Genomic DNA, 22,757 nt, shown 5'->3' on the forward strand with positions numbered 1-22,757 from the left:
GTTTCCTATTGATCCATGCGGTTGAGAAGGTCTTCGAGGCGGTCGAGCGAACGCGCCCACAGTTCGTCCTGATGGCGCATCCAGTCGCGCAAAGGGGCCAGTCCCTGCGGGTGCAGGCTGTAATGGCTTTCGCGGCCCGACCGGCGATCCGTGACCAGTCCGGCGGCCTTCAGCACGGCCAGGTGCTTTGATACGGCGGGCTGCGAAATCCCGGCCTGAGCGGTCAGGGCGTGAACGGTCTGCTCGCCCTGAGCCAGACGCTCATAAAGGGCGCGGCGGGTCGGGTCGGCCAGGGCGGTGAAGAGGGTTGCGGTGTCCATGCCAGACTCATAACCCGCCAGCTATGAATTGTCCATACCCATAGCTGACCGGTTATGCTTTTTGCATTTGCGAAGCGTTTACGCCTGTGCGATAGACGGACGCTGCAACACTGGACTCGCCCTTTATTGATGGTGCGGGTGGCTATTCCGGGCGCCGATCCCCCGGACATTCAAACAGTTCCCACCTGATAATGCCTTGGCTGTTCGCCAGCATATAATTGTTTTTGATCAGGATTTACATGAAAACCCTCTCACTTGCCGCGCGCAGTCTTGCGTCCTTCAGGCGCGACTGGCTGGGCCAACCGCGCGCCGATCTTTTATCGGGCACGCTGGTGGCCCTGGCCCTCATTCCCGAAGCCATCGCCTTCTCAATCATCGCCGGGGTCGATCCGGCGGTCGGGCTTTATGCCTCGGTGGTCATCGCCATCACCATCTCCTTTACCGGCGGCAGACCTGCCATGATTTCGGCCGCCACCGGTTCGATGACCCTGCTGATGGCCGGTATGGTCAAACAGCACGGCCTCGATTTCCTGTTCGCCACCTCGATTCTGACCGGCCTGTTCCAGATCCTGATCGGTGTCCTGCGGCTGGGCCGCCTGATCCGCTTCGTGTCGCGCTCGGTCATGACCGGCTTTGTCAATTCGCTGGCCATACTGATCTTCATGGCGCAATTGCCGCAATTGCTGCATGTGCCGGTCGTCACCTATGGGCTGGTGGCCGGCGCGCTGGCCATCATCTACCTGCTGCCGCGTGTTACCAAGATCGTGCCGTCGCCTCTGGTGGCGATCATCGTCATCACAATCATCACCCAGATGATGGGGCTGAAAGTCCATACGGTCGGCGATATGGGCCATCTGCCCACCACCCTGCCCATGCTGCATATTCCGCATGTGCCGCTGACGTTAGACACCCTGGCAATCATTGGCCCTCTGGCCGCCACACTGGCCTTTGTCGGCCTTTTGGAAACCCTGCTGACCGCCAGTCTCGTCGATGATGTCACCGACACGCCCTCCAATAAGGATCAGGAAGCGCGCGGCCAGGGCATCGCCAATATCGCCTCAGCTCTGTTTGGCGGCATGGCCGGTTGCGCCATGATCGGTCAGACCATGATCAATATTACATCGGGCGGACGCGGGCGGCTTTCGACCTTCTGGGCCGGAGTGTTCCTGCTCATTCTGCTGCTGGTTCTGCAAAAATGGGTGGCAATGATTCCGATGGCGGCCCTGGTGGCGGTGATGATCATGGTATCGATCGGCACCTTCGACTGGGGCTCGATTCCGCGCCTGCGCACCACGCCGATACAATCGAGCATCATCATGATCGTGACCACCCTGACCGTTGTTTTCACACATGATTTGTCGAAAGGCGTTATCGCCGGGGTCATCCTGTCGGCCCTGTTTTTCGCCACCAAGGTGTCGCGGCTCCTGACGGTCGAACGGATCGACAAGGATGATGACAGGCACCTGCATTATGTCGTGCATGGCCAGCTCTTCTTCGTGTCGGCCGAGTTTCTCAAGGCCAGCTTCGAGCATCACGGCCATCCCGAAACCGTCGAGATCGATCTTTCCAGCGCGCGCATCTGGGATCTGACGGCGGTGGCGGCGATTGACGCTATCGTCTTCAAATATCGTCGCGCCGGTGCCGAGGTGCATGTCACCGGCATGAGCGAAGCCTGCCAGACTCTGGTGGAACGTGTCGGTCAGCACGACAAGACCCACTTACCGGACGCCATCAGCCATTGATGAGGAGGGGCCCGCATCGTGCGCTTATAAAGCGATGCGGGCTTCCACATTCCTTCCTGCGCGCGGCGGGCTATAGTACCGCCTATGAGCCAGACGCAGAAAACCCCACCTAAAAAACAATGGTTTACCGAGTTCGCCCGCATCACTTCGGTGTGGAGCGGCAGCCCGCTGGCCTTTTCACTGGCGGCGGGCACGATTGTGGTCTGGCTGGTGTCGGGGCCCGTGTTTCACTATTCCGACACCTGGCAACTGGTGATCAATACCGGCACCACCATCGTCACCTTTTTGATGGTCTTCCTGATCCAGAATTCGCAAAACCGCGACGGCAAGGTGATCCAGCTCAAGCTCGACGAACTGATCCGCGCCCTGGAAGGTGCCGAAACCGGCCTGATCGAGATGGACAATATGTGCGAAGAGGATCTCGAAGCCCTGCGCCTCCATTATAGCGCACTGGCCCAGAAGGCCGGACACAAGGCCGCCACCACGCGCTCAAGGAAGGCGGACTCCACCAAGGCGAAAGCCCGGCCAGCGGCCAAGGCGACAAAAATCGTCGCCCGGAAAGCGCGTAGCCAAACCCCAGCCGGTGTGTGATCCCCCGATGATTCGGGCCGTTCTGTACACCCCGCTCTCATCTGGCGAAACGCCAAAACCTTTGACGGCCTTTCCTTGCGGGCCCATTACAGGCAGGATGCCGGGCAAACCCGACACGCCCGGATAAGCAGGATTCCGCCGGATGACCACCGCAAAACCCGACGCTCTATTGCCATCTCCTGTCTTGCAGGCCTCCGAACAGGTCTGGCGGCGCGGCGCATTCGTCAGCGGGCAGCGTGCCATCGCCGAGGAGGTGGCCGTGGCGCTTGTCTATGATGCCTCCACCGAAGCGGTGATGATGGCCACCCCTGCCGATCTCGAAGATTTTGCCGTCGGTTTCAGCCTGACCGAAGGGATTGTGTCGTCCTGTGCCGATATTCAGCGCGTCGAAATCGTGGCGCGTGACGCTGGTATCGAGGCAAGGCTGTGGCTGCAAGCGGGACTGGGCGAACGTCTGGCGACGCGCCGCCGCGCCCGCATCGGCCCTTCGGGCTGTGGCCTGTGCGGCATAGACAGTCTGGAGGCGGTGACGCAGGCGTCCGGCGGCAGGGCCAACATCCGGGGCGGGCTGAGTTTGCGCGCCGATGAGATTACAGACGCCATCGATCAGATACGCCATCATCAGATTTTCGGACGCGAAACCCACGCCGTCCACGCCGCCGGTTACTGGGTGCCGGGCGAGGGCTATCTGGCCGTACGCGAGGATGTGGGACGGCATAATGCGCTCGATAAGCTGGCCGGGGCCCTGTTCCGGCGCGAAACGCCGCCCGCGCCCGGCGCTGTGGTGCTGACCAGCCGCGTCTCCTATGAAATGGTGCAGAAAACCATCGCCATCGGCGCATCGGTGCTGATTGCCATCTCGGCCCCCACCGGCATGGCGCTGCGCCTGGCCGAGGCGGCGGGCCTGACCGTGGTGGCGGTGGCGCGCGCCGATGGCTTTGAGGTCTTCACCCATCCGCAGCGTATCGGCGTGTAATTATTCCGCCGCCGCGAGGCCTTGCGCCGTTTCGCGCTCGATACGCACCGGCACCGATTTGCTGGCCGGGGTTTTCGACAGTTTGTCGTGGTGGCTGACCGGCACCAGCACATTGGCTTCGGGATAATAGGCTGCCACCGTATTGCGCGGCAGATCAAACGGCACCACTTTCAGCCCGCCGAGCGAGCGTTCATGGCCGTCATCAATGTCAGTGACCAGCCTGACCCGGTCGCCTTCGGCCAGACCTGCCGCCTGCATCTCCTCACGGCTGATCATCAGCACGTCGCGCGTGCCCTCGATGCCGCGCATCCGGTCGGAATAGCCGTAGATGGTGGTGTTGAACTGGTCGTTGGAGCGCAGGGTCACCAGCCGGAAACGGCCCGGCGCGTCTTCAAAGCCATTGGCGTGAAGTTGTCCCGGCACGGTGAACATCGCCTTGCCGGTTTCGGTCTTCCAGATGCGTTCGCGGGCGAAATTGCCACGGAAAAAGCCGCCCGGTGTCAACAGGCGCTTATTGTAGTCGCGGAAATCCTCCGGATAGGTCAGTTCGATCAGGTCGCGCACCAGACCGTAATCGTTCGTCCAGTCGTCCCATGTGACCTTGGGATTGGCGGGCAGCGTGGCCTTGGCGATACCGGCGATAATGGCCAGTTCGCTGCGCAAATGTTCGGAAGGCGGGCGAGCATTGCCGGTCGAGGCGGTGATGTTGGAAAAGCTGTCCTCAATCGAGCAGATTTGCCGGTTATTCTGCTGCACATCGGTTTCGGTGCGGCCCAGGCAGGGTAGGATGAAGCTGGCCTTGCCGGGAAAGAGATGGCTGCGATTGAGCTTGGTGGAAATGACGACCGTCAGTGCCTGTTTCGGCCAGTGCGCTTCCATGCGCCCCTGATCGGGCGTGGCGCGCAGCAGATTGCCGCCGAGGCAGAGCGTGGCCTGCACCTCATCCTTGAACAAGGCCTCCAGCACCTCGGTGATGTTCATGCCGTCCTCGGTGGGCGGATCGAAGTCGAACAGGGCTTTCAGCCTATCCATCGGCACCAGCCTGGTTTTTTCAGCAATACCGACCGTGCGCTGGCCCTGCACATTGGAATGGCCGCGCACCGGGCACATGCCCGATCCGGGCACGCCGATATGGCCGCACAACAGCATCAGATTGACCAGCATCCCCAGATTATCCGAGCCATGCACCTGCTGGGTCAGGCCCATGCCATAGACGGCAATGACCTTTTTTGCCGCCACATAGATGTCACCCGCGCGGCGCAGATCGGCTTCGCCAAGGCCGCTTTCGCGCTCGATGTCGGCCCACGGGGTGAGGCGCGCCTTGAGGATGAACTCTTCCGCGCCCATCGTGTGCTGGTCGATAAAGCCGGTGTCGAGGATGCGCGCCTTGCCGGCGGCTTTCGCCGCGTCATCGGCTTCCAGCACCACCTTGCATAGGCCCATTATGGCGGCAATATCGCCGCCCGCCTTGACCTGAAGATAGAGGTCAGACATCTGTGTCGCTTCGCCGGTCACCATCTGCACCGGGTTTTGCGGATTGGTGAATGCGACCAGACCCTTTTCGCGCACCGGATTGAAGGTGACGATCTTCGCGCCGCGCTTCTTGGCCTCCTGCAACGGATGCAGGAAGCGCGGGCTGTTCTGGCCGGTATTCTGGCCGAAAAAGAAGAAGGCCTCGGTCATGGCCAGATCGTCCCAGTTGACCGTGCCGACCGGCGAGCCGATGACCTTTTTCAGGCCCACAGACGTGGTTTCGTGGCACATATTTGAGCTTTGCGGCAGGTTATTGGTGCCATAGAGCCGCGCCAGCAGGGCATAGAGATAAGACGGCTCCAGCGCGGCGTGGCCTGAGGCATAGAAGACGACTTTCTTTGGATCGAGCCGGTTCAGGGTCGCGCCGATTTCAGCAAAGGCCGCGTCCCAGCTTACCGCCTCATAGCGGTCGGTTTCGCCATTATAGCGTAAGGGCTGGGTCAGGCGGCCGGTCATTTCCAGATCGTGATCCTTCCAGTCGCGCAATTGCGTGACCGTGTGATCGTTCCAGAAGTCCGGGCCGCAGCGCTCGCTGGTCACTTCCCATAGGGTCGCTTTCGCGCCGTTTTCACAAAATTCGAAGACATTCGGCTTGGCGGGCTTGGCCCAGGCGCACGAACTGCACATGAAGCCTTTCGGCTTGTTCTGTGTCGCCAGCAGCTTCAGCGTGTCGGGATTGCTCCATGCCTTGCCATAGAGGCTGAGCATACCGCGCACCGAACCCCAGCCACCCGCCGGGCCATCATAATGGACGGAATGGTCTTCATCGGGATCGTGCGGCGTGTCGGTCACGTTGTCCATGTAAACCTCCGGCGGCGGGTAAAGGGGATGATAATGGCGTAAAACCGGGGGTGTAAAAATGAAATGCGAAAACCGGTTGATAGGGTGATGTAGAACCGCACCGCTCTAAAAAAGCTGCTTTGATGAAGAATGGGTTCGCCATAACCGCGACGACGCCAGTTGGCGCATATACACGCTGACAGCCGCTGCATCCGGCGTGTCTTGCGCCAGGCCGACATAGCCGTCCGGGCGGATAAGATAGGCGGCGTCGCGCGCCAGACCTTGCGCTTGCGCCGCCGCGTTCCAGCTAAATCGATGAACATCGAGGCCGAGAGCGCGGCAGGCTTCCGTGAAGGCCGCATCAGCCGCACCATAGACATGCACCTGCCAGTCAAGGGCGCCAAGCGGCGCAAAATTATCCTGATCCGCCAGCCAGGGCAGGCGGTCGCCGCCACGGATGCGGCCGGCCCTGCCTGCACTGAGCGGGCTGTCGGCATAGTGCAGACCGATCTGCGACAGCAGGCGAAAGGCGGCGTGGCGACCGGCGCTGAAGCGCGTCAACAGGTTGGTGAACAGAGGCGCCGCACCTCGCCGCACCAACTGGCCGCCCAGACCCTGGGCGATCATCGGTGTAAAGACGCGGTCGGTCGTGGCCACGAGCTTGCGGGCAAAACCGATGCGTTCCGCCTCGTAGGATTCGAGCAGGGCATCGCCTGCGCGGCCCCGCGTCACCATAGCCAGTTTCCAGCCCAGATTGATCGCGTCGCCGATACCGGTATTCATGCCCTGACCCGCCACCGGCGAATGAACATGCGCCGCATCGCCCAGCAGAAAGGCGCGTCCGGCCCGAAAATGCCGCGCCACGCGATGATGCACGCGGTAGATCGAAAACCAGTTCAGCTCTTCAACCGTGACACCGAGAAGCGGTTCGATGTGGGGCCGGATGTCCTGCCAGCCGGGCGCGTCACGACCGGCGAGATCGGGCGGCACCAGACCGATCAGGCGCTGCATCCCCGATGAACGCACGGGCAGCAGCAGAGCCAGCATGTTTTCGCCAAGGCTCATGAACATATCGCGGCGAAAGCCGCCCTTGACGTGCACATCGGCGACGAAAAAGCGCTGATCATAGGTGCCGCCGGGGAAATCCATGTTCAGCGACCGGCGCACGGCGCTATGGGCACCATCGCAGCCGCACAGATAGGCGGCCCGCGTCTCTTCGGTCGCACCGTTGCGGCTGAGCGTAACGCTGACGCCTGCGTCATCCTGCGTAAAGCCTGTCACCTCGGTATTCCACTCGATCACCCCGCCCAGCTCTTGCAGGCGCGCCACCAGCAGGCGTTCATGGTCGTCCTGCGGATAGGCCAGCACAAAGGGGTAGGGGCTGAGTTCGCCCCCCATATCGCCCAGGGCCAGCGACAGAACCTCATGGTTTCGGGGCGCGTGACCCGCCTTGCCGGTGCTTTCGCGCACATGTACGTGTTCGATCCGCACACCGGCATCGACGACGGACTGGGCGAAGCCGAGCTGTCGGTAGAATTCGAGGGTGCGGGCCTGAACCACCATCGCGCGCGACTGGGTGCCCGGCCCCGGAGCCCGGTCAACAAGACGAAAGGCGATGCCCTGCCGCGCCAGACTACAGGCCAGAACCAGCCCGGTCGGGCCGGCGCCTGCGATGATGATGTCGGCCATGCCCACCTCGCTCGCTCAAAGCCACGTCATGATCGGGCCATCATGGCCGCGATTATGCGTTTCGTCCAGTGTCTGCGGCGAGGCTGTCTGCGGGCCTCAGGCGAGACTGGCGGTCGCCTCGGCCACATCCTCGTCATTGCCGGGCGCGACAATGTGCGGCATGAGCGTCCAGTGTTCGAGATGCTTGTAGATGATCACCTTTTTGGCCAGAAGCGCAGCGTGTTTTGCACAAAACTGTTCCAGCTTCGGGCGGGCGCAGATCAGCTCGACATACATGGTCAGTTCCGGGTTCGACACTTCCGCGCCGTCCTGATGGACGGCCCCATGATTGGAATAGCCAAAATGCGTGTGATGGGCGGTGGCGTTCATGATGCCGTCAGCCCTGGCGGCGTGGATCAGCTCACGATAGAGCGGCCTGGCATTCCAGAACGATTTTGTAGCTTCAGGCGAACGGTCATTGGGTTTCAGATAGATGCGGACCATGCCGATGTCGCGGCTGGTGACGGGATGCGGATGGGACATGAACGCGGACTCTTTCTTTGACTTCAGGTTGTTGTAAGGCGAGATTTTTTCGCCGATGGCGGAGCTGATGACGGCCAGAACCGAGGCCGGACGCAAGATACGCGCATCGCGCAGCGTCGTGTCCGGCGACAGCAGGCCGCCTTGCGTCTTGGGCACGCCGATGCGCTGCGACAGATAGATGCCGGAATGGCCGCTGCACAGATAGGCGACGCAGCAGGCGACGGCGATATAGACGCCGTGGGTCGAGCCGAACAGTTCGATACCCATCAGGGTGCAGGCCAAAGGCGTATTGGCGGCACCGGCAAAAACCGCCACGAAGCCCAACCCCGCCAGCAGATCGACCGGCACGCCGAGAATGGGGGCCAGTGCATTGCCGAGCGCCGCGCCGATGAAGAACAAAGGCGTGACCTCGCCGCCCTTAAAGCCGGCGCTCAGGGTGACGACGGTGAACAGGAGCTTCAGCGCCCAGGCCCAGGGATGGATGTCGGGCCCGAACAGGGTGACGATCGAAACACCGTGCGGATCGGGTGAGGTGACGCCGAGGCCGAGATAGTCGCGCGTGCCGAAGATCCACACCAGGGCGATCACCGCCACGCCGCCGATCAGCGGGCGCAGCGGCGCAAAGCCGACATGCTTTTTCAGAAAGCCGCCCAGAGTGTGAATCGCCTCGGCAAAGACGCGGCTGATCAGGCCGAAGGCAACAGCGGCCACCGCTACCTTGGCCAGCATGACCGGATCGAATTCGACATGATTGAGGCCTGCCAGATAGGCAATATTATACTGGACATGGTGGATGCCCCAGGTGCGGCAGGTGTAATCGGCCACCAGCGAGGCGGCGAGGCAGGGCACCAGGGCTGCATATTGCACGCGGCCCACGGTCAGCACCTCCAGCGCAAACACGGCTCCGGCCAAAGGTGTGCCGAACACCGCGCCGAAACCGGCGGCAATCCCGGCCATCAGGATGATGCGCACATCGTCGGGATCGAGTTTGAACAGCTTGCCAACACCGCTGGCCAGACTGCCGCCCATCTGAACGGCAGTGCCTTCGCGCCCGGCCGAGCCGCCGAACAGGTGGGTCAGGACGGTGGCGACCAGCACGAACGGGGCCATGCGCAAAGGCACGCCGCCGCCCGGTTCGTGAATCTGCTCGACGATCAGATTATTGCCACCTTCGGCGGGCTTGCCTTTCCACAGATAGACAAGGCCGATCAGGAAACCGCCGACAGGCAGCAGGTACAGGAGCCACGGATGGGCGTAGCGCAGGTCGGTGGCCCGGTCGAGCGACCACAGGAACAGGGCGCAGGCCGTGCCGACCACGACTGCCATCGGCACAAGCAGCAAGGTCCAGCGTATCAGGCTGACGAGAAAGCCCAGACGTGAAGAATAAAGACGGGAAGGGGGAATAAGGGACGAAAAAGCCGACCGGTTTTCGGAATCAGACGTTTGAACAGACACAATCCTACCTTTTGCAAAAACGCAACAAAGCAGGAATCATCAGCTCATCTCAAGAGCGGTTCGGTTCGGGCCGGGGCCCGTCCAGGCAGAAATCCATTGCCCTTCGCAGACGCAATAAAGACGTTTTTTTATTTCGTCAACCGCGCAAAGTCCACGTAAAACGACGAATTATTGCGGTGCGACAAAAATGTCATTCTGACAAAGCGGTTCGCGGCCTCTTGGGCATAATACCAAGATGGGCCGACCGGAACCCTTTGAGGGACAATGGGCAGGACAGAGACGATTAAGACGGTTGAAAGACACCGCATCCCAAACGGGGGTTAGAGCGGTTTGCATTCTGATTGAATCGGTCAAAGGAATGCAACCCGCTCTACATTTTACGTTTTTCCGCATCTCGCATTCAATTTGTAAGTCAAATTAAACGCTCGTTGCTCTAGGGGCGCACATCCGCATGAATTTCTTATTTTTCCGGGCCGAATTTCCGTAAATCCCTGTTGACGGAAATTTCAGCGGTGCTAACCTCATCCTTACAGGGAATGGAGTTTCCCTTTAACCGCCCGACCGGCTGATGACTCCTGTATGCGCAAACCGCGCTACGGGAGTATTTTTTTATCTCCCTGGCGCCTGAGCCGGTCACCAGACCGCAAGATCAAGGGAGGGCTCTCTGATGGGCCAGGTCGAAGTCATCACGCAGAACGCCATTGGCGAGGCGCAAGGGTCGTGGCGCAAAATACCCGATTTTCCGCATCTGAAGCCCGCGTACACGTCGCTGCTCAAGGCCCTCAGCCACGCGCGCTACGGCGGCCTGAAGCTGATCCTGCCGGACGTCGAACTGCGCATTGCCGGTTTCGATGCCGACAATGACCTTTGAGTCGTTCGCATCCGGGCCGCGAGAGGTCACGGCCCGGATGTTCTTTCTCATACCATCAGGAGACACATGTGAATGCTGGCTTATCTTTGGGTTGCCCTGGGCGGCGCGGCAGGCGCCATGCTGAGATATTGGCTGTCGGGGGTGGCGGCTACCGCGTGGGGCGAAACCTTCCCGTGGGGGACGCTGATCATCAACGTCACCGGCTCGATCTTCATCAGCTTCTTCGCCACCCTGACCGGGCCCGACGGGCGCGCCATCGTGTCGTCCGATGTGCGCACCTTCGTCATGATCGGCGTATGCGGCGGCTATACCACCTTTTCGTCCTTCAGTCTGCAAACCCTGAATCTGGCACGCAACGGCGAATTCGCGGCGGCGGGTCTGAACAGCCTCCTGTCCTTCGCCCTGTGCCTGATCGGTGCCTGGCTCGGTTATCTGGCGGCGGCCTTCATCAATCAAATAGAAAGCGTCAGATTATGAGCGACACATCTTCATCCGGCCTGTCCGGCCCCGCTTCACGGATGCGCGTTTTTATCGGCGAACGCGACAGTATCGAGGGCAAGCCCGTCTTCGAGTGGATTGTGCTCCAGGCGCGCGACCACGGCATTGCCGGGGCCACGGTGCTGCGCAGTCCGATGGGCTACGGCCATTCCAGCCATGTCCATAACGCCACCATCCTGCGCCTGTCCACCGATCTGCCGATGGTGGTGGAACTGATTGATGTGGAAGACCGTATCCTCGCCTTCGCCGAGGTGCTGAAAAGCACGCTCAAAAGCGGCCTGATCACGCTGGAAAGCATCACCGTTATTCCCCTGGGCCATACGGGGACATGAATTTGGGGACATGAATTTTATGAGTCCGCCACGAAGGCAAGTTTCGCGCGGTTTTCCCACGGTCAGAACCTGGGTCGAACTGGATGGCGGGATCGGCACATGCACCACAAAAAGACCTGACACTTGTCCGGCATTTCACCCGCTTGGGCCGGTGGCGTCAGACACGATTGCCATCCGCGTCGATCATCAGGCTGCCATCTTCCTTGGCGAAGGGCCCCTGCGGCCATGTATCGAGCAGGTCGAGCACGACCTCGCTGGGACGGCACAGCCTGACACCCTTGTCCGTCACGACGAAGGGGCGGTTGACGAGGATCGGCGTTTCCAGCATGGCTGTGAAAATGGCCTCATCGCTGACGCCGTCTGCCAGCAGGCCCATGTCCTTGGCGGGTGATTTGGTTTCGCGCAACGCCTGGCGCGGCGTCAGGCCGGCAGCGTCCAGCAGGTTTTGCAAGACTTCGCGCGTCCAGCCGGTTTGCAGATAGTCGATGATCTGCGGTTGGTAACCCGCCGCTTCGATGACGGCCAGGACATTGCGCGACGTGCCGCAATCGGGATTGTGATAGATGATCGGGGTCATGACGAAGCCTTTTTGGGCGGGAGTTCATAGGTTTTTCGATTGGCGACGCCGACCAGCCACAGCATGACCGGCACCTCGACCAGCACGCCGACCACGGTGGCCAGCGCCGCGCCGGAATGCAGGCCGAACAGGCTGATAGCGACGGCGACAGCCAGTTCGAAGAAGTTGGACGCGCCAATCAGCGCCGCCGGAGCGCAGACATTGTGCGGCACGCAGGCGCGGCGCATCCCGGCGAAGGTCAGGAAGAACATCAGCAGGCTCTGCACCAGGATCGGCACGGCGATCATGGCGATGACCAGGGGCTTGGCGATCAGCACCGGTGCCTGAAAGCCGAACAACAGCACGACCGTGGCCAGCAGGCCGATGATCGACCACGGCTTCAGATGGTCGAGCAGCGCCGTCAGCGCCCCGCCTGACAGGGCCTTGCGCGTGGCGTAACCGGCGATGATCGGCATGACGACATAGAGCAATACCGACAGGATCAGGGTCTGCCACGGCACGGTGACGTGGGTGACGCCGAGCAGCAGGGCCACGATCGGCGCATAGGCCGCGATCATCACCAGATCGTTCAGCGACACCTGCACCAGCGTATAGTTGGCGTCGCCCTTCACCAGCCGCGACCAGACGAACACCATCGCCGTGCAGGGGGCCGCGCCCAGCAGGATCAGACCGGCCACATACTGGCGGGCGTCAGCGGCGGGAATGAAGGGCGAAAAGACATAGTTCAGGAAGACCACACCCAGAGCCGCCATGCTGAACGGCTTGACGAGCCAGTTGATAAGCAGGGTGATGATCAGACCTTTGGGCCGCTGCGCCACATGGCCGAGCGTCGAAAAATCGACACTGACCATCATCGGATAGATCATCACCCAGATCAGGGCGGCCACCACGAAATTGACATGGGCATATTCCAGTCCGGCAATGGTCTGAAACAGCGACGGCAGGACATAGCCCAGCCCGACCCCGCCCAGAATGGCCAGCCCGACCCAGATCGTCAGATAGCGTTCAAAACGTCCCATGCGTTCAGTCTCCGATCCGGCCGATGTCTTTGAGGGTGGTCTGTAAGGACAACCGGTCAAGCCGCCCCAGCGGCAGGTTCATGAGGGCGTTGATGCGATTGGTCAAAACGCGGAAGGCATCGGCGAAAGCAAACCGGATTTCCGCATCCGCGCCCGTGACCGCTGCGGGATCAGGCAATCCCCAGTGCGCGGTGACAGGCTGGCCCGGCCAGACCGGGCAGACTTCACCCGCCGCATTGTCGCAAACCGTGAAAATGAAATCGAGCTTCGGCGCATCGGGCAGCGTAAACTCATCCCAGCTTTTCGAGCGCAGGCCATCGGTAGCGATGTTCAGATCGCGCAAAAAGGTCAGGGCGTGGGGATTGACGGTGCCCTTCGGAAAGGAGCCGGCGGAATAGCCGCGAAAGCGCCCCTGACCCTTATGATTCAGGATGGCTTCGGCCAGGATTGAACGCGCCGAATTGCCCGTGCATATGAAAAGCACATTGTAGATTTTGTCTTGCATGAGAATGTCCGTTTTTAGCAATCGCAGACCATCTGATCGAGGATCGGACGGCAAAGATCAGCACGGCCACCGCAGCAGTCCTGCATCAGGTACAGCACCAGTCCTTGCAGGGCGCTGTAATCGGCGGTGTAGCGGATGACGCGGCCATCGCGGCTCGACGTCACCAGCCCCGCCTGGGCGAGAATTTTGAGATTGACCGACATGGTGTTTTGCCGAACCGCCAGACGCTCGCCGATCTCACCGGCGGGCAGGCCGCCGGGGCCTGCCTGAACCAGCAGGCGCAGGGCGTCGAGCCGCGTTGTCTGGCTCAGGGCATCGAAGGCGGTCAGGGCTTTGTTCTTATCCATATATCATGCTTAGTTGATATATATGGAGCTGTCAAGGCGTCACGCATGGCTCTGCTTCAGGGCGCGACCTGCCGACTGATGGTGGCAGGCTGATCCCGGAACAGACGCGCCAGATCATGGCACTGTAATCGCCTGAGGAAAATCGTATAACATATTGATATTCTTGTGCATATTTCCCATAAGCTTTCTTAGGCGAAAAATTCCTTTTCCTCGCAAAACCGCGATGGATCGAGATTCAGCCATACGCTGAAAAAGATACCTATCCGCCGCGCCGCGCCGCCCGTGAAGCCTCCGGCATCCGCCATAATATTCTCCTTGCATGGCGCTGATAGCTGGGCTATATACTGAACCAAATGGTTCAGTATATAGCCCAGCTCGACACCACCTTCGCCGCGCTTTCGGATTCGACCCGGCGCGGTGTTCTGGAGCATCTCGGACACAGCGAGGCTTCGATCAGCGATCTTGCCGGGCGGTTTCACATGACCCTGACGGGCATGAAGAAGCATATCGGCGTGCTGGAGCAGGCCGGGCTGGTGACCACGCAAAAGGTCGGGCGGGTGCGCACCTGTAAGCTCGGCCTGCGCAAACTGAACGAAGAGGCGGACTGGATCGCGCGTTACCGCCGCCTGTGGGACATGCGTTTCGACGCACTGGATGAGATTGTCGAAGACTTGCAACAAAAGGAGAAGACTCATGGCTGAAGCCCCTGCCCGCCGCACGACGGTGGAACGCACATCCGAGCGCGAACTCGTCGTGACGCGCACCTTTACCTGCCCGGCGCATATCGTGTTCAAGGCGTGGAGCACGCCCGAACTGTTCACGCGCTGGTGGGTGCCGAAATCATCCGGCATATCGCTTATTGCCTGCGAAATGGATATTCGGACCGGCGGCGGCTACCGTCTTGAATTCGGCCTTTCCGGCTCTGACCGCACCATGACCTTTTTCGGCCGCTATATCGAAGTGACGCCACCGTCGCGCATGGTCTGGACGAATGAGGAAGGCGACGAGGACGGGGCCGTCACCACGGTGACCTTCGAGGAACGCGGCGGCGAAACCCTGGTTGTTTTGTCCGACCTCTATCCGTCGAAACAGGCGCTCGACGACGCCATCGCTTCGCAAAGCACCAGCGGCTTTGAAGAACAGTTCACACAACTGGACGCGCTTCTCACGTCTCTGACGACCGACGAAGGGGCTCTCTGACACGCGGCAGATTGCGTGGCGCATGGAATTGTCCCCTGCCCGCTGAGCTATATTTGCCGCAAGCGTCTCTTATAAAAACGGATATTGTGGGTATGGCTTTGCCGTTTTTGCAACGCGCCAGGCCAGTCTTTCCTTGGAAAAACATAGCCCCCGTAAGGAAAATTAACCAATCCCGTCCTAGCGTGTCCCGTATCGAGCAAAAGGCTTGCAGTGCGAGACATGATTATGGTTGGCTTTCAGATTTCCCCCGCCCCGCACAAAAGCAGTCCCCGCATCCGCAGCAAATTAATGGCCACCAGCATATTGGTGGGTAGCGTGGCGCTGGCCGCGCAGATCATGACCGGTCAGGCTATGGCGGCACCGGCCCTGCCCTCGGGCGGACAGGTCGTGGTCGGGCAGGCCGCGATCAGCACGTCGGGCGGCAAGACGGTGATCAGCCAGTCCTCGGATAAGGCGATCATCAACTGGACGGATTTTTCCATCGGTCAGGGCGGCGAGGTCGATATTCATAACGGCTCCGGCGCCACGCTGAACCGCGTCACCGGCCAGAGCCTGTCCAGCATTGATGGCCTGCTGAACGCCACCGGCTCGGTCTATCTGATCAACCCCAATGGCGTGATCATCGGCAGGAGCGGCGTGGTGCAGGTGGGCGGCGATTTCGTGGCCTCGGCGCTCGATCTTTCCAACGAAAACTTCCTCGGCGGCGGCGACCTGACCTTCAAGGGGTCGTCGCTGGCCTCGGTGGTCAATCTCGGCAAGATCGGTGCCTTAGGCGGCGACGTGGCCCTGATGGCCGTCAATGTGCAGAACAGCGGCACGATTGATGCGGCGGGCGGCACGGCGGGCCTGATTGCGGGCCGCAACATCATCCTGCGCGATACGGCCCTCAATGACGGCAAGTTTCTGGTGGTGACCGGCGGGGCCGATACATCGCTCACCAATGATGGGGCCATCAAGGTGGCTTCGGCCGAACTGCGCGCCGAGGGCGGCAATATCTATGCGCTGGCCGGCAATACCGCAGGCGTGATCCGTGCCACGGGTGTCACAGCCACGGACGGCAAGGTGTTCCTGACGGCGGGCACGGGTGCGGTCAAGGTTTCGGGCAGCACGATTGCGGCTTCGGACGCTATGGGCAATGGCGGCGCGATCTCGGTGACCGGCCAGACGGTCGATGTGGCGGCGGACGCCACGCTTGACGCCTCAGCCACGGCAGCGAACGGCAGCGGCGGTCATATCGACGCGATTGCCGATATGACATCGGGCAGCCTGACCTTTGCCGGGACGGCGCTGGCCACGGGTGGCACAGCAGGCGGGCTCATCGAAACCTCCGGCCATACGGTGAATTTTGATGGCGCAGTCATCAATGCCTCGTCTTCGGGCCAGTCAGGCCAATGGCTGATCGATCCCTACGATTTGACGGTCGGTTCTGCAGCGGCCTCCACCATCGCTTCGGCGCTGGCAAATAATGACGTGACGCTGCAAACCAGCGACACCACCACTTCGGGCGCGGGCGTGCAGAGCGTTGGCGAAGGTGACATCACGATTGCTTCCGATCTGAGCTGGTCATCGGCGCACACCCTGACGCTCGATGCCTGGCATGGCGTCAATATCAATGCCAATATCACGCTGTCGGGCGCAGGTGGCCTCAACCTGATCACCAATGACGGCGGCACGGGCGGCGATTACAGCTCGCCACAGGCAAATCGATCCAGTACACCGGCACCGGTGGCAGCCTGACCATCAATAACAACCCCTATACTCTGTTGTACAGCCTGAGCGATCTGGCCTCGCAGGACGGCACAGGCTATTACGCCATCGCCCAACCGATCGACGCCACCGGCACAACCTATAATGATTATGTGCTTTTCAACCTGACCGGCACACTGGCCGGGCTGGGCAATACGATCTCGAATCTGACCATTTCGAATAGCAATAACTACTACGGTGGCGAAATGGGCCTGTTCGGTTATATGACCGGCACGGTGCGCGATCTGGGCCTGGTCAATGCCAGCCTTACGCTCGATCTTGGCGATAACGGCTTTTGCGATATAGAATGCGGTGAGCTTGGCCTGCTGGCGGGCTATAACGGCGGCTTGATCAGTCATGTCTATACGACCGGTTCTGTCACCTTCGTTATGGGGCAGAATTCTGATTTCTTCGGTGGTGACACTTACGCTGGCGGACTGGCTGGCGAGAATTTCGGCACCATCAGCAACAGTTATTCGACGGCAAGCGTCACGTCGCCGGGTACTGCCGGTGGCCTTGTCGGCATAAATTACGCCACGATTTACGCATCCTATGCCACCGGTGACGTTTCCGGCGATGTGGGTGACAGTAACAACTATGACTGGGGTTATACCGGGGGTCTGATTGGCGACAACGCGGGCCCGGTCAGCAATGTGTATGCGACAGGTGCTGTAACAGGCTATAATGCTGGCGGTCTGGCCGGCTATAATGCCGCCGCTATCGACAGCGCCTATGCGACGGGCCTTGTGACGTTGCTTCCCACCACGTCCACTCAGTATGCGGGCGGTCTGGTCGGCTATATCGCTGGCGGAACGATCACCAATGGTTATTACGACGCCGAAACGACCGGCATGTCGGACAGCAATGGCGGTTCGCAGGGCGTCACCACGGCATACCTGCACCTTACCGGACGGTTTCGATAACACGGTGTGGGGCACGGCGTCCGGCCTCTATCCGTATCTGAGCGCTTTCGGTGTTATCACACCCGATCAGAAGATCAGCGGCTATGCCTATCATGCCGATGGCTCCGGGGCCGAGGCCGCTTCGGTCGGCGTCTATCAGGGCGGCTCTCTGCTGACCGGTTCTTCGGCCACCAGCGGCTCCAACGGCTATTATTACATTCTCGTGCCGGCCAATACGGCGGATGCGTCGAGCAAGCTGGGTGCCGCGCTGACGCTGATCGGTGATACGGGCATCAGCGGCGTGACCTATACCGACGCCCCGACCCTGAACAACACGGGCGATGTGACCGATCTCGATGTTACATCCGGTCAGTTTGCCATCTACACGCATGATACCAGCGTCTCGGCTATGGCGGCGTCCACTTTGGCGACCTTTGGCAACCTCGCACTGAGCAGCCTGGCCAATGTCCCCATCAATGAAAAGATCGTCGCGGCGGCGGACTTTACGGTCGATGGCACACTGACATCGCCCTTAGGCAGCCTTCTGTTGCAGGCGGGCGGCGACATTACTATGGCCGACGGCGCTTCGATCAGCAGCACCGCCACCGGCAACGCCATCACCATCGCGGCGGACGGCGCCTTCATCAATCAGGCCGGTGCAAACGCGCTGAATGCGGCGAATGGCAACTGGCTGATCTACACCCAGGCGCATGGCGACGCCACGGCGCGCGCCACCAGTAATGATTTCGGCGGGCTTGTCGGCAAGTCGTGGTATAATGACGCCTTCGATTTTACGGCAGGCACCCTGGCCGCGACGCCGAACAGCGGCAACCGCTTCGTTACCGGCTATGCGCCCGTTCTGTCGGTCATGCCCAATTCGCAAAGCCTTGCCTATACCGGCGCTGTCCAGACCACCGGCTACGGAATAGGCGGTTATGTCAGCGATGACGACGCGCTGAACGACACGCTGGGCGGATCGGTTAGCGGCCTGACCAGCAGCGGCAAGGATGTTGGCACTTACAATCTGACCGCTTCCGGCACGCTGACCTCAGACGAAAATTACGGCTTCCAGTACGGAACCGGCACCCTCACCATCACGCCGATGGTTCTGACGCTCGGCCTGACCGGTACGGTTGAAAAGACCTATGATGCCACGGACGCCGCCACACTGGCGCTCAATAACTATTCCGGCCTTGGCTTCGTCAACGGCGATCATGTCAGCCTGACGGGCTACGCCACGGGCAGCTATGATAGCCGCAATGCCGGAACCGGCAAGACGGTCAGCGTGTCCGGCCTGACGCTTGCCGGCACGGACGCCGGTAATTACCAACTGACGACGGCCTCGGTATCGGGTGGCGTCGGCGTGATCGACAAGGCGGCCCTGACGCTCGCGGCGGTGACGGACTCCAAGACCTATGATGCGAGCACCGCCTCAACCGGCACTGTTGGCGTCAGCGGCCTGCAAGGTTCAGACACGGTGACGGGCGCAACGCAGAGCTTCGACTCAAAGAATGCTGGCAGTCGCACCCTGACAGTTGGTGGTTACACGATCAATGACGGCAATAGCGGCGGCAACTACACCGTCAGCACCACCACGGCTTCGGGCACGATCAGCAAGGCGGCCCTGACGCTGGCGGCGGTGACGGACTCCAAGACCTATGATGCGAGCACCGCCTCAACCGGCACTGTTGGCGTCAGCGGCCTGCAAGGTTCAGACACGGTGACGGGCGCAACGCAGAGCTTCGACTCAAAGAATGCTGGCAGCCGCACCCTGACAGTTGGTGGTTACACGATCAATGACGGCAATAGCGGCGGCAACTATACCGTCAGCACCACCACGGCTTCGGGCACGATCAGCAAGGCGGCCCTGACTCTGGCGGCGGTGACGGACTCCAAGACCTATGATGCGACCACCGCCTCAACCGGCACGGTCGGCGTCAGCGGTCTGCAAGGCTCAGACACGGTGACGGGTGCGACGCAGAGCTTCGACAGCAAAAACGCCGGTTCGCGTACCCTGTCGGTGAACAGCGGCTATACGCTGAGCGATGGCAATAGCGGCGGCAACTATACCGTCAGCACCACCACGGCTGCGGGCACGATCGACAAGGCGGCCCTGACTCTGGCGGCGGTGACGGACTCCAAGACCTATGACGCGAACACAGCCTCAACCGGCACGGTCGGGATCAGCGGCCTGCAAGGCTCGGACACGGTGAGCGGCGCTGCGCAGAGCTTCGACAGCAAAAACGCCGGTTCGCGCACCCTGTCGGTCGGGGGTTACACGATCAATGACGGCAATAGCGGCGGCAACTATACCGTCAGCACCACCACGGCTGCGGGCACGATCAGCAAGGCGGCCCTGACTCTGGCGGCGGTGACGGACTCCAAGACCTATGATGCGAGCACCGCCTCAACCGGCACTGTTGGCGTCAGCGGCCTGCAAGGCTCAGACACGGTGACGGGTGCGACGCAGAGCTTCGACTCGAAGAACGCTGGTTCGCGTACCCTGTCGGTCGGGGGTTACACGATCAATGACGGCAACAGCGGCGGCAACTATACCGTCAGCACCACCACGGCTTCGGGCACGATCAGCAAGGCGGCCCTGACGGCCAGCCTGACCGGCACCGTGACCAAGACCTATGATGCAACCACGGACGCCCAACTGACCGACGCCAACTACATTGTGTCGGGTGTCATCTCCGGTGATGATGCCGCCCTCAATGATCCGGTGGCGGGTACCTATGCTGACCAGAATGTCGGAACCGGCAAGACGGTCCGCGTGTCCGGTCTGGCGCTTTCCGGTGCGGATGCGGGTAATTACACGGTCAATAGCAGCGCTTCGGCGGCCATCGGCACCATCGATCCGCGCGCGCTTAGCGTAACGGCGGACACTATCAGCAAGTTTGCCGGTGCCGTCGATCCGGCCCTGACCTGGAAGATCACCCTCGGCGATCTGGTCGGTGGCGATGCCCTGACCGGCGGCCTCAACCGTGATACGGGCGAGGATCCGGGCAGCTATGCCATTCGTCAGGGTTCGCTGGCGGCTTCAGCGAATTACAAGGTTACTTTCAAGGGTGCCACCTTCAGCATTACGCCGGTGGCCCTGCAAAACCAGCCGGTCGTCAATCCGGCGCAGAATATCGTTGCGCCGCCCCCGCCCCCGCCCCCGCCGCCGACCACATCTCAGAACAATCCTTCCGGCGGGGACAGCGGTTCGGGCTCCACTTCGGGCGGCGGCAGCGACCATGCCGGCGGGCCCACGACCGATCACGGTTCATCTTCGTCCGGCACCTGTGTCAGCGGCGAAGCCTGCTCGAGCCAGCCCTATCCGGGCAACCAGTCCTTTTCCAGCTATGTCAGTTTCCTGAGTCACTAAATGTCCCTGATCAAAAACCTCCGCCGGACCGCCGTCAGCCTGTCCCCCCTGCTGTTCGCGGCTCTCCAGATTCCGGCTCAGGCGCACGCCCAGGCCATCGAGCGCCACCTGCCCGAAGTGCCTCAGGGCGTGACGAAGGGCCTGGTCACACCCAATGCCGTGCCCGGCGATCAGGACGCCACGCCCATCGGCCCGGCCCTGACGTCGATCGTGCTGCTTGGCCCTGCCGAAGCGCCACATAATGACGCTGCCGCCGGTGTTTCGGTCGGTGACGTCTATCGCCTGCAAGATGATGCGGCGCGCGCCGACATTGCCGCCCGCCTGCGGCCCTTTATCGGCCAGACCCTGTCGCGCAAGCTGATCGCCGAAATTGAGGCCGCCATCGCGCAGGACTATCGTGATCTGAACTATCCGTTCGTGTCGCTCTCGACGCCGGAACAGGAAATTGATCATGGCGTCCTTCAGGTGCGGGTGATCGAGTTTACGGCGGGTAATGTGTCGGTCAAGGCCGCGCCCGGTCAGACAATTTCTGATAAAACAGCTACTTATGTGCGTTCGAAAATCGCCCTGCAACCGGGCGACGCCATCAATGCGCGCGAACTGACCTACGATCTCGACGGGCTGAACCGCTATCCGTTCCGTCAGGTACAGGCTGCCTTCACACCGGGCGCGGCTCTGGGCGAGAGCGACATGCTGCTCAGCGTGCGTCAGTTGAAGCCGTGGCAAGCCTATGGCGGCTACAGCAATGACGGCTCACCTTCCACCAGCTATGACCGCTATTTCATCGGTGGCGCGGCAGGCGGACTTCTGGGCCGCGACAGCGTTTTGTCGGTGCAGGCCACCGCCTCGCGCGATGCGCTGGCCGGAGAAAAAGACCCGCATTATCGCAGCGTGGCGCTGAACTACACGATTCCCGTCGGGCGGCGCGGCCTGATCGAAGCCTCGGCCGACACGGTGACAACCTACCAGAGCAATGATCCGTTCATGGTGGGGCTGAAGGCGACCGAGGGCAGCCTCGGTTATCGCTGGGCCCTGTCGAAACTGTATGGCGATCAGGGGATTACCGACGCCCGCTTCGGCATCGAGGCCAGCCACCAGACCGGCACGACCTATTTCAACGCCACGAATGTTTACGAAGTCTCGGTCGAATCCTACAAGGTCTTTGTCGGCCTGCACCACGCCGCCAGCGATGCAGCGGGCGCAGCCAACTGGGATCTGAGCCTGCATATGAGCCCCGGCGGCGTCACCGCCGACAACAGCGCCGAACAGGCCTATCTCTATTCGCAGGGTCGTCTGCCGGGTGCGACCTACAGCTATCTTTCAGGCAGCTATGACCGCGTCACGACTCTGGGCGATGCGCTGAGCCTGCAAACCCAGGTTTTTGGCCAGTTTACACCCGTGGCCCTGCCGCGCACCGATCAGGCGGGTCTGGGTGGCAGCTATCTTGTGCGCGGTTACAGCCTCGATAATGGCGCTGTCGATACGGCCCTGATCGTGCGCAACGAACTGCATATCCGGGGCGCGACATGGGGCAGCGGCAGCATCGATCCCTATGGCTTCGTCGATCTTGGTCATGGGCGTGATAACTATGCCCGCAGCAATACCGATCTGGCCTCGCTGGGCGCAGGTGCCAATATCCGCCTGATCAGCCATGTGGCGCTTAAGATCGACGCGGCGGTCGCTCTGGCGCCCAATGGCGAGGTGCGCGCCGGTGACCTGGCCGCCCATACGCGCCTGCAACTGGTGTTCTGATATATACTGTGTCCGCCTGCGCTGGCC

General features: G+C 61.3%; 20 protein-coding genes, 2 riboswitches and 1 other annotated feature. Of the genes, 12 read left to right on the top strand and 8 right to left on the bottom strand.

Going from position 1 to position 22,757, the window contains the following annotated elements:
- Positions 1 to 5: 5 nt before the first annotated feature.
- A complete protein-coding gene (locus QB905_RS13640) occupies positions 6 to 320 on the bottom strand; it encodes an ArsR/SmtB family transcription factor (protein WP_282975680.1) in 315 nt (104 codons plus the stop codon).
- A 109-nt stretch (positions 321 to 429) separates the two neighbouring features.
- Positions 430 to 492: a sequence feature (sul1 is cis-regulatory element that is thought to sense ions involved in sulfur or methionine metabolism; They are found in Alphaproteobacteria), on the top strand.
- A gap of 67 nt (positions 493 to 559) precedes the next feature.
- Here QB905_RS13640 and QB905_RS13645 point away from each other — a divergent pair.
- The 3 genes from QB905_RS13645 to fdhD all read left to right on the top strand — a co-directional run bounded on the left by QB905_RS13645 (position 560) and on the right by fdhD (position 3,629).
- Positions 560 to 2,062 carry a SulP family inorganic anion transporter gene (locus QB905_RS13645; protein ID WP_282975681.1) on the top strand — a complete coding sequence of 501 codons (1,503 nt, stop codon included), beginning with the start codon at positions 560 to 562 and terminating at the stop codon, positions 2,060 to 2,062.
- An 84-nt stretch (positions 2,063 to 2,146) separates the two neighbouring features.
- Complete coding sequence (locus QB905_RS13650) at positions 2,147 to 2,653, top strand: low affinity iron permease family protein (protein WP_282975682.1); 507 nt, start codon at positions 2,147 to 2,149, stop codon at positions 2,651 to 2,653.
- 142 nt (positions 2,654 to 2,795) lie between these two features.
- Complete coding sequence (fdhD, locus tag QB905_RS13655) at positions 2,796 to 3,629, top strand: formate dehydrogenase accessory sulfurtransferase FdhD (RefSeq protein WP_282975683.1); 834 nt, start codon at positions 2,796 to 2,798, stop codon at positions 3,627 to 3,629.
- On the opposite strand, the gene QB905_RS13660 is transcribed toward fdhD, so the two are convergent.
- From QB905_RS13660 to QB905_RS13670, 3 genes are all read right to left on the bottom strand, one after another.
- Positions 3,630 to 5,963, bottom strand: a complete 2,334-nt coding sequence (locus QB905_RS13660; protein WP_282975684.1) for an FdhF/YdeP family oxidoreductase — start codon at positions 5,961 to 5,963, stop codon at positions 3,630 to 3,632.
- Between the two features lie 105 nt (positions 5,964 to 6,068).
- Positions 6,069 to 7,631: an FAD-dependent monooxygenase gene (locus tag QB905_RS13665; RefSeq protein ID WP_282975685.1), complete on the bottom strand. Its 1,563-nt coding sequence runs from the start codon at positions 7,629 to 7,631 to the stop codon at positions 6,069 to 6,071.
- Between the two features lie 96 nt (positions 7,632 to 7,727).
- Positions 7,728 to 9,485, bottom strand: coding sequence for a DUF190 domain-containing protein (locus tag QB905_RS13670; protein ID WP_282975838.1), 1,758 nt, complete (start codon positions 9,483 to 9,485; stop codon positions 7,728 to 7,730).
- 146 nt (positions 9,486 to 9,631) lie between these two features.
- A riboswitch (Fluoride riboswitch) is annotated at positions 9,632 to 9,718 on the bottom strand.
- 413 nt (positions 9,719 to 10,131) lie between these two features.
- Positions 10,132 to 10,193: riboswitch (Fluoride riboswitch) on the top strand.
- Positions 10,194 to 10,275: 82 nt separating this feature from the next.
- Between QB905_RS13670 and QB905_RS13675 the strand changes: the two genes are divergently transcribed.
- The 3 genes from QB905_RS13675 (at position 10,276) to QB905_RS13685 (ending at position 11,309) form a co-directional block, all read left to right on the top strand.
- Positions 10,276 to 10,479, top strand: coding sequence for a hypothetical protein (locus tag QB905_RS13675; protein WP_282975686.1), 204 nt, complete (start codon positions 10,276 to 10,278; stop codon positions 10,477 to 10,479).
- A gap of 72 nt (positions 10,480 to 10,551) precedes the next feature.
- On the top strand, positions 10,552 to 10,956 hold the full coding sequence (gene crcB, locus QB905_RS13680; RefSeq protein ID WP_282975687.1) for a fluoride efflux transporter CrcB: 405 nt from the start codon (positions 10,552 to 10,554) through the stop codon (positions 10,954 to 10,956).
- Complete coding sequence (locus QB905_RS13685) at positions 10,953 to 11,309, top strand: DUF190 domain-containing protein (RefSeq protein ID WP_282975688.1); 357 nt, start codon at positions 10,953 to 10,955, stop codon at positions 11,307 to 11,309. Before crcB ends, QB905_RS13685 begins: the two co-directional genes overlap by 4 nt.
- A gap of 157 nt (positions 11,310 to 11,466) precedes the next feature.
- On the opposite strand, the gene arsC is transcribed toward QB905_RS13685, so the two are convergent.
- The 4 genes from arsC to QB905_RS13705 are packed head-to-tail and all read right to left on the bottom strand — an operon-like array spanning position 11,467 to position 13,757.
- The gene (gene arsC, locus QB905_RS13690; RefSeq protein WP_282975689.1) at positions 11,467 to 11,886 is read right to left on the bottom strand and encodes an arsenate reductase (glutaredoxin); all 420 of its coding nucleotides are present in this window, start codon (positions 11,884 to 11,886) and stop codon (positions 11,467 to 11,469) included.
- Positions 11,883 to 12,905, bottom strand: coding sequence for an ACR3 family arsenite efflux transporter (gene arsB / locus QB905_RS13695; protein ID WP_282975690.1), 1,023 nt, complete (start codon positions 12,903 to 12,905; stop codon positions 11,883 to 11,885). The genes arsC and arsB overlap by 4 nt, the downstream gene beginning before the upstream one ends.
- A 4-nt stretch (positions 12,906 to 12,909) precedes the next feature.
- Positions 12,910 to 13,410 (bottom strand): arsenate reductase ArsC, encoded by a 501-nt coding sequence (locus QB905_RS13700; RefSeq protein WP_282975691.1) that lies wholly within the window; start codon positions 13,408 to 13,410, stop codon positions 12,910 to 12,912.
- Positions 13,411 to 13,424: 14 nt separating this feature from the next.
- The gene (locus tag QB905_RS13705; RefSeq protein ID WP_282975692.1) at positions 13,425 to 13,757 is read right to left on the bottom strand and encodes an ArsR/SmtB family transcription factor; all 333 of its coding nucleotides are present in this window, start codon (positions 13,755 to 13,757) and stop codon (positions 13,425 to 13,427) included.
- 353 nt (positions 13,758 to 14,110) lie between these two features.
- Between QB905_RS13705 and QB905_RS13710 the strand changes: the two genes are divergently transcribed.
- The 6 genes from QB905_RS13710 to QB905_RS13735 all read left to right on the top strand — a co-directional run bounded on the left by QB905_RS13710 (position 14,111) and on the right by QB905_RS13735 (position 22,730).
- On the top strand, positions 14,111 to 14,458 hold the full coding sequence (locus tag QB905_RS13710; protein ID WP_282975693.1) for an ArsR/SmtB family transcription factor: 348 nt from the start codon (positions 14,111 to 14,113) through the stop codon (positions 14,456 to 14,458).
- Positions 14,451 to 14,957, top strand: coding sequence for an SRPBCC domain-containing protein (locus QB905_RS13715; RefSeq protein ID WP_282975694.1), 507 nt, complete (start codon positions 14,451 to 14,453; stop codon positions 14,955 to 14,957). The genes QB905_RS13710 and QB905_RS13715 overlap by 8 nt, the downstream gene beginning before the upstream one ends.
- A gap of 288 nt (positions 14,958 to 15,245) precedes the next feature.
- Positions 15,246 to 16,694 carry a two-partner secretion domain-containing protein gene (locus tag QB905_RS13720; protein ID WP_282975695.1) on the top strand — a complete coding sequence of 483 codons (1,449 nt, stop codon included), beginning with the start codon at positions 15,246 to 15,248 and terminating at the stop codon, positions 16,692 to 16,694.
- A 26-nt stretch (positions 16,695 to 16,720) separates the two neighbouring features.
- Entirely contained in the window at positions 16,721 to 17,626 is a 906-nt protein-coding gene (locus tag QB905_RS13725; protein WP_282975696.1) for a GLUG motif-containing protein, read from the top strand.
- On the top strand, positions 17,568 to 20,978 hold the full coding sequence (locus tag QB905_RS13730) for a beta strand repeat-containing protein (RefSeq protein WP_282975697.1): 3,411 nt from the start codon (positions 17,568 to 17,570) through the stop codon (positions 20,976 to 20,978). Before QB905_RS13725 ends, QB905_RS13730 begins: the two co-directional genes overlap by 59 nt.
- Positions 20,979 to 22,730 (top strand): ShlB/FhaC/HecB family hemolysin secretion/activation protein, encoded by a 1,752-nt coding sequence (locus QB905_RS13735; RefSeq protein WP_282975698.1) that lies wholly within the window; start codon positions 20,979 to 20,981, stop codon positions 22,728 to 22,730. It begins immediately after the preceding gene.
- Positions 22,731 to 22,757 lie beyond the last annotated feature (27 nt).

The organism is Asticcacaulis sp. EMRT-3 (genome assembly GCF_030027245.1).
Taxonomy (GTDB): Bacteria; Pseudomonadota; Alphaproteobacteria; order Caulobacterales; family Caulobacteraceae; genus Asticcacaulis.